The organism is Pseudomonas sp. PSPC3-2 (assembly GCF_049897085.1).
Classification (GTDB): Bacteria; Pseudomonadota; Gammaproteobacteria; order Pseudomonadales; family Pseudomonadaceae; genus Aquipseudomonas; species Aquipseudomonas paraveronii.
The window spans coordinates 30,960-46,299 of the sequence record NZ_JAFCVO010000013.1; the positions used below are offsets into that span (position 1 = coordinate 30,960).

General features: G+C 63.4%; 11 protein-coding genes. All 11 read left to right on the top strand.

Annotation, left to right across the window (positions count from 1 at the left end; genetic code table 11):
- The first annotated feature begins 4 nt into the window (after positions 1 to 4).
- The 11 genes from ACP7CJ_RS20855 (at position 5) to ACP7CJ_RS20905 (ending at position 15,208) form a co-directional block, all read left to right on the top strand.
- Positions 5 to 958, top strand: coding sequence for a D-2-hydroxyacid dehydrogenase family protein (locus ACP7CJ_RS20855; protein ID WP_426101617.1), 954 nt, complete (start codon positions 5 to 7; stop codon positions 956 to 958).
- A 493-nt stretch (positions 959 to 1,451) separates the two neighbouring features.
- Positions 1,452 to 3,008 (top strand): glycogen synthase GlgA, encoded by a 1,557-nt coding sequence (glgA, locus tag ACP7CJ_RS20860; RefSeq protein WP_426101619.1) that lies wholly within the window; start codon positions 1,452 to 1,454, stop codon positions 3,006 to 3,008.
- Between the two features lie 19 nt (positions 3,009 to 3,027).
- Positions 3,028 to 4,773 carry a malto-oligosyltrehalose trehalohydrolase gene (treZ, locus tag ACP7CJ_RS20865; protein ID WP_426101621.1) on the top strand — a complete coding sequence of 582 codons (1,746 nt, stop codon included), beginning with the start codon at positions 3,028 to 3,030 and terminating at the stop codon, positions 4,771 to 4,773.
- Positions 4,770 to 6,854, top strand: a complete 2,085-nt coding sequence (malQ, locus tag ACP7CJ_RS20870; RefSeq protein ID WP_426101623.1) for a 4-alpha-glucanotransferase — start codon at positions 4,770 to 4,772, stop codon at positions 6,852 to 6,854. The genes treZ and malQ overlap by 4 nt, the downstream gene beginning before the upstream one ends.
- The gene (locus tag ACP7CJ_RS20875) at positions 6,851 to 9,613 is read left to right on the top strand and encodes a malto-oligosyltrehalose synthase (protein ID WP_276192823.1); all 2,763 of its coding nucleotides are present in this window, start codon (positions 6,851 to 6,853) and stop codon (positions 9,611 to 9,613) included. The genes malQ and ACP7CJ_RS20875 overlap by 4 nt, the downstream gene beginning before the upstream one ends.
- A 29-nt stretch (positions 9,614 to 9,642) precedes the next feature.
- On the top strand, positions 9,643 to 9,912 hold the full coding sequence (locus tag ACP7CJ_RS20880) for a DUF2934 domain-containing protein (protein ID WP_247407937.1): 270 nt from the start codon (positions 9,643 to 9,645) through the stop codon (positions 9,910 to 9,912).
- A gap of 129 nt (positions 9,913 to 10,041) precedes the next feature.
- Positions 10,042 to 12,201, top strand: a complete 2,160-nt coding sequence (glgX, locus tag ACP7CJ_RS20885) for a glycogen debranching protein GlgX (RefSeq protein ID WP_426101625.1) — start codon at positions 10,042 to 10,044, stop codon at positions 12,199 to 12,201.
- Between the two features lies 1 nt (position 12,202).
- Positions 12,203 to 13,201, top strand: coding sequence for an acyl-CoA dehydrogenase family protein (locus tag ACP7CJ_RS20890; RefSeq protein WP_276192821.1), 999 nt, complete (start codon positions 12,203 to 12,205; stop codon positions 13,199 to 13,201).
- A complete protein-coding gene (locus ACP7CJ_RS20895; protein WP_426101627.1) occupies positions 13,198 to 13,956 on the top strand; it encodes a PIG-L deacetylase family protein in 759 nt (252 codons plus the stop codon). Before ACP7CJ_RS20890 ends, ACP7CJ_RS20895 begins: the two co-directional genes overlap by 4 nt.
- Entirely contained in the window at positions 13,953 to 14,552 is a 600-nt protein-coding gene (locus ACP7CJ_RS20900; protein ID WP_426101629.1) for an SAM-dependent methyltransferase, read from the top strand. Before ACP7CJ_RS20895 ends, ACP7CJ_RS20900 begins: the two co-directional genes overlap by 4 nt.
- Positions 14,549 to 15,208 carry a glycosyltransferase gene (locus tag ACP7CJ_RS20905; protein ID WP_276192818.1) on the top strand — a complete coding sequence of 220 codons (660 nt, stop codon included), beginning with the start codon at positions 14,549 to 14,551 and terminating at the stop codon, positions 15,206 to 15,208. Before ACP7CJ_RS20900 ends, ACP7CJ_RS20905 begins: the two co-directional genes overlap by 4 nt.
- Positions 15,209 to 15,340 lie beyond the last annotated feature (132 nt).

Below are 15,340 nucleotides of genomic sequence, written 5' to 3' on the forward strand. Positions count from 1 at the left end.
GAGAATGTCGCTACAGATCGCAGTCATTGACGATTGGCAGAACGTCGCCCGTGGTGTGGTGGATTGGTCGACCCTGGCGGCGGTCGGCCAGGTGCATTTTCTGCATGAGTATCCGGCAGACACCGCCACGATGATCGAGCGCCTCAAAGGCTTCGACGTGATCTGCGTGATGCGCGAACGCTCGACCTTCGATAAACCCCTGCTGCAAGGCCTGCCGAACCTCAAGCTGCTGGTGACCGGCGGCATGCGCAACGCCGCCATCGACCTCCCCGCCGCCCACGCCCTGGGTATCCAGGTGTGCGGCACCGACAGTTATAAACACGCGGCGCCGGAGCTGACCTGGGCGTTGATCATGGCGTCCACGCGCAACCTGCTGGCCGAAGCCAATTCCCTGCGCGCCGGCCACTGGCAGGTGGGCCTGGGCGGCGACCTGCATGGCCAGACCCTGGGGATTCTCGGGCTCGGCAGCATCGGCCAGAAGGTCGCGCAATTTGCCCAGGTGTTCGGGATGCGGGTGATTGCCTGGAGTGAAAACCTCACACCGCAGCGCGCGGCGCAATCCGGGGTCACGTGGGTCAGTAAGCGCGAGTTGTTCGAACAGGCCGATATCCTCACCATCCATCTGGTGCTCAGCGAGCGTAGCCGCGGGCTGGTGGATGCCGAGGCGCTGGGCTGGATGAAACCGACGGCACGCCTGGTCAATACGGCACGCGGGCCGATTGTGGACGAACCCGCGCTGCTGCAGGCATTGAGCAACGGCCGCCTGGCGGGGGCAGCGCTGGATGTGTATGCCGAGGAGCCGCTGCCGGTGGACCATCCGTTGCGCCGTTTGCCGAATGTGCTGGCCACCCCTCACGTCGGGTATGTGAGCGAGCAGAATTACCGGCAGTTTTACCAGCAGATGATCGAAGATATCCAAGCCTGGGCCGAGGGCACGCCCATTCGCGTGCTCGGCTAACGCACCAACTCGGCGCACACGCACTACGGTGGCGAGGGCGCTTGCTCCCGTTGGCGACATCGCGGCCCTGTATCGGCGCCGCTTCGCGCCCAGCGTGAGCACGCTCCCGAGCCACCGTAGTAGTGCGCTAATGCGCAAACGCCTGCGCAGCTTTTCAATGTCGCATATTGTTACAAGTTTTTTGTCCTACAAAATTTCCACATAAACCCTACAGTCTTTAGGATTTGTCCTAGACTCATCACCGATGGGTCCGTTCCAAAACAAAAGCCCCGCAAAAAATCGAAACTTTAGAACTCTGCCGTAGGTCAGGTTTAGGGTTAGGCGTGCATAAGCGGTTCAGACCGAATGCCCGTCCATCCAATCTATTTCAGCTAACCGTGCAACTGGCACAAGCCTTGCCAGTTTGTATAGCGCTTGTGCGTCTGGCCGCAGGAAGCGGTCTTCGGAGCTAGTGGCAGCGGGCCACCAGCCAACCAACATGTGGGAGAGAACTATGATCAGTGCCGCAGTAGATACTCAGGGAGAGCGTTTTAGTAAATCGGCAGGGGGGCCAACATCGTTGGTCGATCTGCCCAACACTGTGCGGCCGATCGTGAGTCATAACCCCAATCGAAAGAAAGTCTTGTTCGTCACCTCCGAATTTGCCGACCTGGTTAAAACCGGCGGCCTCGGCGACGTCTCCGCGGCCCTGCCCCGCGCTATGGCGCACTTGCACGATGTGCGTGTGCTGATCCCCGGTTACCCGCAGGTGATGGAAAGCGACAACCCGATCCATATCATCGGTGAGCTGGGTGGCCACGCCGCGCTGCCGCCCTGCAAGATCGGGCGCATGGACCTCAAGGACGGCCTGGTTGTCTACGTACTGATCTGCCCCGAACTGTACGAGCGCGAAGGCACCCCGTATGGCGCCAACAACGGTCGCGACTGGCCGGATAACCACATTCGCTTCGCACGCCTGGGCCTGGCCGCTGCCGACATGGCCGCCAACCTCGCCCAAATCCACTGGTGCCCGGACCTGGTGCATGCCCACGACTGGCCGGCCGGCCTGGCGCCTGCCTATATGCACTGGCGTGGGTCACGCACGCCCACCCTGTTCACCATCCATAACCTGGCATACCAGGGCGTGGTCAGCCTCGCTTCGACGCCGGAGCTGGGTATTCCACCCCATGCCCTGCAACAGGAAGGCATGGAGTTCTACGGCAAGATGTCATTCCTCAAGGCGGGGATGGCCTACTCCAGTCACATCACCACGGTGAGCGCCACTTACGCCCAGGAAATCACCACCCCGGAATTCGGCTGCGGGCTGGACGGTTTTCTCGCCAGCAAGACCCAGCAAGGCCTGCTCAGCGGCATTCCCAACGGCATCGACGAAAGCTGGGAAGCCTCCACTGATACGCACCTGACCCACAACTTCAATATCGGCGACTGGGAAGGCAAGGCGGTCAACGCCGCTCACGTGCGCAGCCTGTTTGGCCTGCATGACTCCAGCGGCCCGCTGTTCGCCGTGGTCTCGCGGCTGGTCTATCAGAAAGGCCTGGACCTGACCGAAGCGGTCGCCAGCTTTATCGTCGAGAACGGCGGCCAGATCGCGATCATTGGCCGCGGCGAGCCTGAAGAAGAACACGCCATGCGCGAACTGGCGCTGCGTTTCCCAGGCCAGGTCGGTGTGCGCATCGGTTTCAACGAAACCGACGCCCGTCGCATGTTTGCCGGCAGTGACTTTCTGCTGATGCCGTCGCGCTATGAACCGTGCGGCTTGAGCCAGATGTACGCCCAGCGTTTCGGCTCGCTGCCGGTCGCGCGCAACACCGGCGGCCTGGCGGACACCATCGAAGACGGCGTCACCGGTTTTTTGTTCAACGAATCCAGCGTGGACAGCTACCGCGAAGCCCTGAGCCGTGCGTTCAAAGTGTTCGCTTACCCAGGCCTGCTCAACGCCATGCGCTGCCGCGCCATGACCCAACCATTCAACTGGTGCCAGGCGGTCGAACCCTACGCAGAACTGTATGAACAACTGGTGGCCAAGGCCTTGGGGAAATCGACTAAATAATCAAGGGAGGTCTTCATAGATGCCGTTACGGACTCTGGAAACCTGGCCCCACGGCGCAATCATGCTGGACGCGCAACACACGCGTTTCGCCTTGTGGGCGCCAGACGCGTTTTATGTCAGCGTTGAATTGGAAGATGGCAAGTCAATAGCCATGCTGCCCCAGGCAGATGGCTGGTTCGAAACGGAGATAAAGTGCCCCGCAGGCACACGCTATCGCTACAACATCGATGGCGAAATGGATGTTCCCGACCCCGCGTCCAGGGCCCAGGACTCGGACGTGCACGGCTGGAGCCTGGTGGTCGACCCGCTCGCCTATCAATGGCGACACAACCACTGGCAAGGCCGGCCCTGGCATGAAGCCGTGATCTACGAACTGCATGTCGGTGCGCTGGGGGGCTACGCGCAAGTCGAAAAACACCTGCCACGCCTGGCCGAGCTAGGCGTCACCGCGATTGAGCTAATGCCCCTGGCGCAATTTCCCGGCGAGCGCAATTGGGGCTATGACGGCGTTCTGCCTTACGCGCCGCAGTCCTCCTACGGCAGTCCCGAACAGCTCAAGCAACTGATCGACAGCGCTCATGAATATGGGCTCGCGGTCATCCTCGACGTGGTCTACAACCACTTCGGCCCCGATGGCAACTACCTGGGCCAGTACGCCAAAGACTTCTTCCAGGAAGATGTACACACGCCATGGGGCGCCGGTATCGACTTCGATCGGCGTGAAGTGCGGAACTTCTTTCTGGATAACGCGCTGATGTGGCTGCTCGACTACCGCTTCGACGGCCTGCGGCTGGACGCGGTACACGCCATCGACAATCCCGGCTTCTTGCATGAGCTGGCACAACGGGTGCGCCAACAGGTCGACACCGGCCGTCACGTATGGCTAGTGCTGGAAAACGAACTCAACCAGGCCAGCCTGTTGAAGCACGATTTCGATGCGCAATGGAACGACGACTTCCATAACGTGTTGCACGTGTTGCTGACCGGCGAAACCGATGCCTACTACAGCGACTTTGCCCAAACGCCTACCGCCAAACTCGCACGTTGCCTCGGCGAAGGCTTTATTTACCAGGGCCACACCACACGCCACGGGCATGCGCGCGGCGAACCGAGCAGCGGTTTGCCACCCACCGCCTTCGTCGCGTTTTTGCAGAACCACGACCAGATCGGCAACCGCGCCCTCGGCGAACGCCTGCACCAGCTCTGTTCGCCCCAGGCGCTCAAGGCAGCGACCACCTTGCTGCTGTTGTCGCCGATGATCCCGTTGCTGTTCATGGGCGATGAAGTCAACGCCAGCGAGCCGTTTCTGTTTTTTACCGATCACCATGGCGAACTGGCTGAAGCGGTAAGTGAAGGTCGGCGCAATGAATTCGCCGACTTTGCCGCGTTCCACGACCCGGAGCGTCGCGCGCGGATTCCCGATCCCAACGCCCTGTCGACCTTTGAGCAGTCAGCGCCGTCTTTCGCCGAGAGCGCGCACGCCCAGTTCTACCGTCACCTACTGAACCTGCGGCACACGCATATCGTGCCGCATTTACCCGGCAGCATCGCGCTCGGTGCCCAGGTGCTAGCAGACGGCGCCGTCACCGCGCGTTGGCGCCTGGGCAATGGCAGCCTGTTGCAGATCGACCTGAACCTGAGTACCACGGCCCTGGCTCACGCCGCTGGGCAGCACGTACTGTTCCAGACGCCGGCCCATGACCACACCCACCTGGCGCCCTTCAGCGCACGCGTTACCCTATCCCCTGTTGGAGAGCACTCTTGAGCGAAGCGAACCTGGAAATCCTCGCTGGCCGAGCGGGCCTGGCCGTCGATTGGATCGACGCAAACGGCCGCCCGCAACGTGTCAGCCCCGACGCCCTGCGCGCCGTCCTCAAAGGCCTGGGCCACCCGGCCGACAGCGATGCCGAGATCAACGCCAGCCTGCGCGACCTGGAGCAGGTACAACAGGACAAACACCTGCCGCCCTTGCTCACCGTCGACAGCGGCGAAGGCCTGGACCTGGCGCGCTACTTCGAGCCCGACACCGCCTGCCGGGTCAGCCTGGAAGGCGGCGAAGTCATGGAATTGCACCTCGACCGCGACGCGGTGCTGCCCGGCGTGATCGCCCTCGGTTACCACCAAGTACATATCGCCGACCAGACCTTCACCCTGGCCGTGGCGCCCCGCCACTGCTACAGCGTCGCTGACGCCGTCGACCGTCACACCCCGCGTGCCTGGGGCCTGAGCGCCCAGTTGTATTCCCTGCGCCGCCTCGGCGACGGCGGGTTCGGCGACACCCTGGCCCTGGAACACCTGGCCCGCTCGGCCGCCGAACGCGGCGCCGATGCCCTGGCGATCAGCCCGATGCACGCGATGTTCAGCGCCGACCCCGAGCGCTACAGCCCGTATTCGCCGTCGAGCCGGCTGTTTCTCAATAGCCTGTACGCATCGCCCGGCTGCATCCTGGGTGAGCGCGAAGTGCGCAATGCCATCGAGGCCTGCGGTTTGGCCGAGGAACTGCACACCCTCGAACAACACACGCTGATCGACTGGCCCGCCGCAGCCAAGGCCAAACAACGGCTGTTGCGTGCCCTGTATGACGACTTCCGTCACGGTCATCACCCGCAACACGCCGACTTCCTCAGTTTCCGCCAGGCCGGCGCTGAAGCCCTGGAAAACCACTGCCGTTTCGAAGCCATACAGGCCGTGCGTGCCGCCGCCGGGGAAGACCTCGACTGGCGCCATTGGCCGCAAGAATGGCGCAGCCCACAAAGCCCGGCGCTCGTACACTTCGCCGAAGAAAACCGCGACGAGATCGGCTTTTACGCCTTCGGCCAATGGCTGATCGCGCGCTGCCTGGAACGCGCGCAACAAGCCGCCCGTGGCAGCGGCATGGGTATCGGCCTGATCGCCGACCTGGCCGTCGGTGCCGACGGCGGCGGCAGTCAAGCCTGGAGCCGTCAGGATGAATTGCTCGCCGGCCTGACCGTCGGCGCGCCGCCGGACATCCTCAACCGCGCCGGCCAAGGCTGGGGCATCTCCGCCTTCGCCCCCGAAGGTCTCAAGCGCCACGGCTTCCGCGCCTTTATCGAGATGCTGCGGGCCAATTTCGCCCACGCTGGCGGCTTGCGTATTGACCACGTGATGGGCTTGCAGCGCCTGTGGGTGATCCCCATGGACGCCTCCCCGCAGGAAGGCGCCTACCTGTATTACCCGGTGGACGACCTGTTGCGTCTGCTGGCGTTGGAATCCCACCGCCACCAGGCCATCGTCCTCGGCGAAGACCTCGGCACCGTGCCCGATGGCCTGCGCGACAAACTCATCGGCCGCTCGATTCTCGGCATGCGCGTGCTGCTGTTCGAACAGGGCCACGACGGCCAATTCAAGCCGATCCTCGACTGGCCGGACAACGCCCTGGCCACCACCAGCACCCACGATTTGCCCACCCTCAATGGCTGGTGGCACAGCCGCGATATCGACTGGAACGTCCAGCTCGGCTTGATCGATGCGCCCACCGTCGAGCAATGGAGCGAGCACCGCCGGCACGAACGCCAGGCACTGCGCCAGGCCTTGAGCCAGGACCCGCAGAACTTCGTCGATGAAGTGCGCAATGAAACCGACCACATGATCGACGCCAGCGTGCGCTACCTGGGCCACACCCGTGCGCCGCTGGTGCTGCTGCCGTTGGAAGATGCCTTGGGCCTCGAAGAACAAGCCAACCTGCCCGGCACCACTGACACCCACCCCAATTGGCGTCGGCGCCTGCCCGGTGAGGCGGCGAGCCTACTCGACAATGCCGGTGCCGCCCGCCGCCTGGAGCTGCTGGCCGTGGCGCGCAATCAAGCCCATGAGCGTGACCGATGAAGGCCCTGCCCCTGCGCGCCACCCAGCGCCTGCAATTCCATAAAGGCTTCACCCTCGATGACGCGGTGCCCCTGGTGCCGTATTTCGCCCGGCTGGGTATCAGCCATGTGTATGCCTCACCGCTGCTCAGCGCCCGCGCAGGTTCGATGCATGGCTATGACGTCGTCGACCCGACCACCGTCAACCCGGAACTGGGCGGCGAAGCGGCGTTGCGCCGCCTGGTGGCCGCCCTGCGCGAGCACGATATGGGGCTGATCCTCGACATCGTGTCCAACCACATGGCCGTCGGCGGCGCCGATAACCCCTGGTGGCTCGACCTGCTGGAATGGGGCAGGTTGAGCCCCTACAGTGAGTTTTTTGACATTCAATGGCACTCGCCCGACCCGCTGCTCAAAGGCCAACTGCTCATGCCGTTCCTCGGCAGCGACTATGGCGAAGCCCTGCAAACCGGCACGCTGACCCTGCACTTCGACGCGGTACACGGCAGCTTTTTCGTCGAGCACTACGAGCACCGCTTCCCGATCTGCCCACGGGATTACGCGATGATTCTGGGCGCCGATGACCTGCTCAAACCGCTCGCCGACCGCTTCAGCGCCCTCGCCTACCAGGACGACGCCTATGCCGAGGCCGCCTGGCTCAAACACGCCCTGGCCGAACGCGCCACCCATAGCGCCGTGGAAAAGGCCATCGAACAGCGCCTGGGCGCCTTCGACGCACGCCAACCCGAAGGTTTCCAGCGCCTGCACGCGCTGCTGGAGCAACAGGCTTACCGCCTGGCTAGCTGGCGCACGGCGGCGGACGATATCAACTGGCGACGCTTCTTCGATGTCAACGAACTGGGCGGCCTGCGCGTAGAGCGCAGCGCCGTGTTCGAAGCCACCCACGGCAAGATCTTCGATCTGATCAACGAAGGTCTGGTGGATGGCCTGCGCATCGACCATATCGACGGGCTGGCCGACCCTCGCGGGTATTGCCGCAAGCTGCGCCGTCGGGTCGATGCACTGTCGCCCGAACGTCACCTACCGATCTTCGTCGAAAAAATCCTCGGCGAAGGCGAAACCCTGCGCCACGACTGGAAGGTGGACGGCACCACCGGCTACGAATTCATGAACCAGCTGTCGCTGCTGCAACACGACCCGCAAGGCTTCAAAGCGCTGGCCGAGCTGTGGACACGCCACAGCGAACGGCCGTCGGCCTTTATCGAAGAAGCCTGGCTGGCGCGCCAGCAGATCCTCAACGGTTCCCTCGCCGGCGACTTCGAAAGCGTGGCCCAGGCCCTGCTGCAAGTGGCCCGCGACGATGTGATGAGCCGTGACCTGACGCTCGGCGCGATCCGCCGCGCCCTGCAGGAATTGATCGTGCATTTCCCGGTGTACCGCACCTACATCAGCGCCCTTGGCCGCAGCGAGCACGACGACGTGTTTTTCCAGCAAGCCCTGGCCGGCGCGCGCAGCACCTTGAGCGAGGGCGACTGGCCGGTGCTGGACAACCTGGACAAATGGCTGGGTGGCCAGCCGTGGCGCAATCGTCCGATCGGCCGCGAGCGCAAACTGCTCAAGCATGCCTGCGTGCGCTTCCAGCAGTTGACCTCGCCCGCCGCCGCCAAAGCCGTGGAAGACACCGCGTTCTATCGCTCGGCGGTGTTGCTGTCGCGCAACGACGTGGGCTTCAGTACCGAACAGTTCAGCGCACCGCTGGCCGATTTTCACGCGGCCAATCAGCAGCGCTTGCAGGCGTTCCCCGACAACCTGCTGGCCACCGCCACCCACGACCACAAACGCGGCGAAGACAGCCGCGCCCGCTTGGCCGTGCTGAGTGAGTGCGCAGCCTGGTACGCCGAACACGTGGAGCAGTGGCGCACGCTAGCCGCGCCGTTACGCAGCGATGCCACCAGCCCGTCGGCGGGCGATGAATTGATCCTCTATCAGGCCCTGCTCGGCAGTTGGCCGCTGGACCTGCACCTGGATGACCAGCCGGCACTCGAGGCCTATCAACAGCGCCTCTGGCAATGGCAACAAAAAGCCCTGCGCGAAGCCAAATTGCAGAGCAGTTGGAGTGCGCCCAACGAGGCCTACGAGCAAGGCGTGGAAACCTTTCTCACGCGCCTGCTGCTCAGCGACGCAGGCCGCGCACTGCGCACGTCCATCGGCGCCGCCGCCCAGGCCATTGCCCCCGCCGGCGCACTCAATGGGCTGGCGCAATCCTTGCTTCGAGTCACCGTGCCGGGTGTGCCGGACCTGTACCAGGGCGATGAGTTCTGGGACTTCAGCCTGGTGGACCCGGACAACCGTCGCCCGGTGGATTTCAACGCACGGCAACGCGCGCTGGAGACCCTGCCAGACATGGGCGAGCTGTTGTTCAACTGGCATGACGGGCGCATCAAGCAGGCCTTGATTGCCCAGGTGCTGGCCTTGCGCAAGGCCCATCCTGAGGTGTTCCATCGGGGCAGCTACACGCCCTTGGACGTGGTCGGCCAACATGCCGAACACGTGGTCGCGTTCTGTCGCGAACACCAGGGCAAACGCGTGCTGGTGGTGGTGCCACGCTGGCCCCATCGCCTGCTGGAAAATGGTGTGCATCCGCAGGTCAATGCGCGGGTTTGGGGCGATACGCGGGTGAAATTACCGTTCGCCGCGCCAACCGAAAACTGGAAGGGACTTTTTCATACAGGCGCAGTCACACCAGACAAGGAGCTGTTAATCAGTACTGCGCTGGGGGATTTCCCGGTCAATGTCTTTATCAATCCTGATGATCAATAAAGCTGAAATTTTCTGCGAGGAGCATTGTGATGAGTACTGAAGACAAACGTGTTCGAGAATTCGCGTATCAGATCTGGGAATCGGAGGGCAAGCCGCAAGGTCAGGAGGCGCGCCATTGGGAGATGGCCCGCAAGCTGGCAGAGGCCGAAGCGCTGACGCCAAGCAAGCCCAAACCCGCCGCCAAGCCGAAAACCCCACCCAAGCCAGCAGCGAAAGCCAAGCCGCCGGCCCCGGCCCCAGGCAAACCCGCAGCGCCGGCGGCTAAAAAGCCGGCTGCCGCGAAAAAACCCAAGCCGTAAGCCCTGTGACCTCATGATCCTCCCGCCGGCAACCCCGGTCGGAGGTCGAGCACTTTCTGGTTCGTCAGCTGAACCCTAGTCAGCGGGGCCGCTTTTGGCCCGAAAAAAGACCTGTGCAGGAGCAACACAATGAGCAAAGCCGATAAAAACCCAGCGACGCCGGCCCCCGAGCCGTCGCGGATTCGCGAAGGTTTGCCCTTCCCCCTGGGTGCGACCTGGGACGGCCTGGGTGTCAACTTTGCGCTGTTCTCGGCGAACGCCACCAAAGTCGAGCTGTGCCTGTTCGACGACGCCGGCGTTGTCGAGCTGGAACGTATCGAACTTCCCGAATACACCGATGAGATCTTCCACGGCTACCTGCCCGACGCCCACCCTGGGCTGATTTACGGCTACCGTGTGTACGGCGCGTATGACCCGGCCAACGGCCACCGTTTCAACCACCACAAATTGCTGATCGACCCCTACGCCAAACAGCTGGTGGGCGAACTTAAATGGTCCGAAGCGCTGTTTGGCTACACCATCGGCCACCCCGACGACGACCTCAGTTTCGACGAACGCGACAGCGCGCCCTTCGTGCCCAAGTGCAAGGTCATCGACCCGGCGCACACCTGGGGCAACGACCAACCGGTGCGCGTGCCGTGGGACCGCACGATCATTTATGAAACCCACCTGCGCGGCATCAGCATGCGTCACCCCAGCGTCGGCGAAGCCGTGCGCGGCACCTGCGCCGGGCTGATGGAAGACGATGTGCTCAAGCACATCCGTCAGTTGGGTATTTCTTCCGTCGAACTGTTGCCGGTGCATGCCTTTGTCAACGACCAGCATTTGCTGGAAAAAGACATGACCAACTACTGGGGCTACAACAGCATCGCTTTCTTCGCGCCGGACCCGCGCTACCTGGCCAGCGGCAAGATCGCCGAGTTCAAGGAGATGGTCGCGCACCTGCACGAAGCCAAGCTGGAAGTGATCCTCGACGTGGTCTACAACCACACCGCCGAAGGCAACGAGCGCGGCCCGACCCTGTCGATGCGCGGCATCGACAACGCCTCCTACTACCGCCTGATGCCGGACGACAAGCGTTTCTATATCAACGACTCCGGCACCGGCAACACCCTGGACCTGAGCCACCCATGCGTGCTGCAGATGGTCACGGACTCCCTGCGTTACTGGGCCACCGAGATGCATGTCGACGGGTTCCGCTTCGACCTGGCGACCATCCTCGGCCGTTATCGTGACGGTTTCGACGAGCGTCACAGTTTCCTCGTCGCCTGCCGTCAAGACCCGGTACTGCGCCAGTTGAAACTCATCGCCGAACCCTGGGACTGCGGTCCCGGCGGCTATCAGGTGGGCAATTTCCCGCCGGGCTGGGTGGAATGGAACGACCGCTTCCGCGACACCGTGCGCGCCTTCTGGAAAGGCGATGACGGCCAACTGTCGGACTTCGCCGGACGCATGACCGCGTCGGGCGAAATGTTCAACCACCGTGGCCGCAGGCCTTACAGCTCGGTGAATTTCATCACCGCCCACGACGGTTTCACCCTGCATGACCTGGTGTCGTACAACGACAAGCACAACGAAGCCAACGACGAAAACAACCAGGACGGTAGCAACAACAACCTGTCGTGGAACCATGGCGTCGAAGGCCCCACCGACGACCCACAAATCAACGCCCTGCGCCTGCGCCAGATGCGCAATTTCTTCGCCACCCTGCTGCTCGCCCAGGGCACGCCGATGCTGGTGGCCGGGGATGAGTTCGCGCGTACCCAGCACGGCAACAACAACGCCTATTGCCAGGACAGCGAGATCGGCTGGGTCAACTGGGAACTGGACGATGACGGCAAGGCGCTGCTCAAGTTTGTGAAACGCTTGATCAAACTGCGCATGGCTTACCCGATCCTGCGTCGCGGCCGCTTCCTGGTGGGCGACTACAACGAAGAGATCGGTGTGAAGGACGTCACCTGGCTCGCGCCGGATGGCAACGAGATGAGCACCGAACAATGGGAAGACAGCCACGGCCGCTGCCTGGGCATGCTGATGGATGGCCGTGCCCAGGAGACTGGAATTCGCCGTCCGGGTGGCGATGCGACCCTGCTGCTGGTGGTCAACGCCCATCACGACCAGGTCAATTTCAGCCTGCCCCCCGTTCCGGAAGGCCAGTTCTGGACCTGCATGCTCGACACCAATGACACGGCGGTACGTGGTCAGGAGCGCTTTGATTTCCACCATGAATACGCCGTCACCGGGCGCTCGCTGCTGCTGTTTGAACTGCAGCACGAAGACGAGGTGTGACATGGCGTTGCATGCCCTCCTACAAGGCTACCGGGGTTATGCGGACACGCAGGCTCTGGGCGAGACCCTGAAGGCGTTGCAGGCAGCAGGCCTGGACCAATTGCCCTTACCCGGCAGTGGCCAGACCCTTGAGCGGTTCAGTCGCCTGGCCCAGGTGGCCGGACACGACCTGCGACTGTGCAAGTTGTTCGAAGGCCACACCGATGCCTTGGCAGTCATTGCGCAGCTGCGTAGCCCGTTGCCGCCGGAGGGCAGCATCTGGGGCATGTGGGCAGCCGAACCGCCGACGGCCAGGGTGCGGGCGCGGCGCAATGGCCACCGCCTGCTGCTGGAGGGGCGTAAAGCCTGGTGCTCCGGTGCGGCGGTGGTCAGCCATGGGTTGCTGACCGCCTGGGACGAGGAGGATCGCCAACAATTGGTCGCGGTGGACATGGGCCAGCCCGGCATCACCGTGACCGATGAGGGCTGGCATGCCGTGGGCATGGCGGCCACCGGCAGCGTCGACATTCTGTTCGCGGGGGCCACCGCGATTGCCGTCGGTGGGCCCGGCGACTACCTCGCCCGCCCCGGTTTCTGGCATGGCGGCGTCGGTATTGCGGCGTGCTGGTATGGCGCTGCACAACGCCTGGCTGAAGTGCTGCGCGAGCAGTGCAACAGGCGTCCCGAGCCACATGCCCTGGCGCACCTCGGCGCGGTCGACAGCGCCTTGAACAGTGCCGCCTGTGTGCTGCGCGCCAGTGCGCGGCAGATCGACCGCACCCCACTTGCCGATGCCAGGCAGTTGGCCCAACAGGTACGCGCGTCCCTCGAAGACACAGTTGAACAGGTCATGCGCCATGTCGGTCGCGCAGCCGGCGCGGGGCCTTTTTGCAAAGACCCGCACTTTGCCCAACTGATGGCGGATCTGCCGGTGTATATGCGTCAAAGCCATGCCGAGCGCGACCTGGCCGCCCTCGGCGAACAGGTCGCCGGCGAGCCCGCAGGGAGGTGGCAGTTATGAAAGCCAATCCGATCGTGGGCCAGGGCACGCCACTGCATCAGTGGCAGGCCTCGTCCCACATGGCCGAACTGGCGCTGGTCAGCGTCGAACAACTGGTGCCTGAAGGCCATCGCGCGGTGATCATCGCACCGCACCCGGATGACGAAGTGCTGGGCTGCGGCGGCCTGTTGCAAGGGTTGGCCGCGTTGGGCCGGGCGATCCAGCTGATCTCCGTCACCGATGGCAGTGCCAGCCACCCCGGCTCCCAACGCTGGCCGGTTGAACGGCTGAGTGTGGTTCGCCCGCAGGAGTCGGCGCAGGCCTTGCACCGCCTCGGCTTGCCGTTGCACCGCTTGAAATGGCTGCGCGCAGGGTTTACCGACAGCCAGGTCGCCGCCCGCGAAGAGCCGTTGGCCGCATTTATTCTGCGCTACCTCAAACCCAGCGACGTGGTGTTCACCACCTGGCGCGAAGACGGCCACTGCGACCATGAAGCCGTCGGCCGCGCCAGCGCCAAAGCCGCACAGGCGGTGGGCGCGACCTTGTATGAATTGCCGGTATGGACCTGGCACTGGGCAACCCCGGAAGACAGCCAGGTGCCGTGGCATCGTGCGCGCAAACTCCCGCTGAGTTGCGAAGTTGTCGCGCGCAAGCGCCATGCCATCCACGCGTTCGCCAGCCAGTTGGAGGGCGACCCGCAGATCGGCTTACCGCCGGTGCTGGCACCGCATGTGGTCGAACGCTTGTTACAGCCTTTTGAAGTGGTGTTTGTATGAGCGTCGCGACACCGTATTTTGATCAGTTGTTTGCCGACAACGAAGACCCGTGGGCCTTTCGTCAACGCTGGTACGAGCGGCGCAAGCGCGCGCTGACTTTGGCCCTGTTGACTCGCCCACGTTACGCTTCAATTTTTGAGCCCGGCTGCGCCAATGGCGAACTGAGCGCCGAGCTGGCACCGCGTTGTGATCGCCTGCTGTGCTGCGACACCGCGTCCGCAGCGGTCGCGCTGGCCAAGATGCGCTTGCTCGGATTTGCCCATGCCCAGGTGCAGCACAGCCGGCTGCCCGAACAATGGCCTACCGGCCGGTTCGACCTGATCGTGCTCAGTGAACTGTGTTACTACCTCGACGCCGACGACCTCGGCAGCCTGATTGATCGCGCCCTCGCCTCACTGACCGACGACGGTCAACTGCTCGCTTGCCACTGGCGCGCCCCCATCGACGGTTGCCCGCAAACCGCCGATCAGGTGCATGCGCTGCTCCAGCAACGGCTGGGTATGGAAAATGTGGCCCGTTACCACGACTGTGATGTTCTGCTCGACCTATGGAGCCGCGATCATGGCTCGGTCGCCACCCATGAGGGCCTGCGATGATCGGCATTCTGATCCCGGTACATAACGAAGAAGCCCTGTTGGCCGAGTGCCTCGATGCGGCAATGATTGCCGCCAGCCATCCGGGGTTGCAGGGAGAAAAAGTGCAGATCCTGGTGGTGCTCGACAGTTGCACCGATGGCAGTGCGAAGATTGCCCGAGCGTATCCGGTACATAGCCTGCACGTGCAGGCGCGCAACGTCGGCCATGCGCGCGGGGTCGGCGCGCGGCACTTGTTGAATCAGGCGGTGCGCTGGATTTCATGCACCGACGCCGACAGCCGAGTCGCCCCCGACTGGCTGGTGGCGCAGTTGGCATTGGGCGTTGATGCTGTGTGCGGAACGGTGACTGTAGACACCTGGAGCGAAGACTTCGACCCCGCGGCGCAGATTCGCTACCACCAGGCATACCAGGCGCGGGAGGGGCATCGGCATATCCACGGCGCCAACTTGGGTATCAGTGCGGGCGCCTATGTGCAGGCGGGTGGTTTCGAACCGCTGACCTGCCATGAAGATGTACAACTGGTGCGAAACCTGGAGCGCAGCGGCGCCTCCATCGCCTGGAGCCATACCCCGCAAGTGATCACGAGCGCCCGCCTGGACTGCCGCGCCGAAGGTGGCTTTGGCGATTACCTGAAGAGTCTGATGCAGGTCCCTTAAAAAATCGTAGTTACAGGATGTGAAAGCGGCGAATCCTTGACTATGCTGATGACGCCTTGCTGGCAATCCAGGGATGGAATGCCGAGTGAACACTGCAGCGCAGCCTGCGGCCAATAAAAAAGCGTCGTCCCG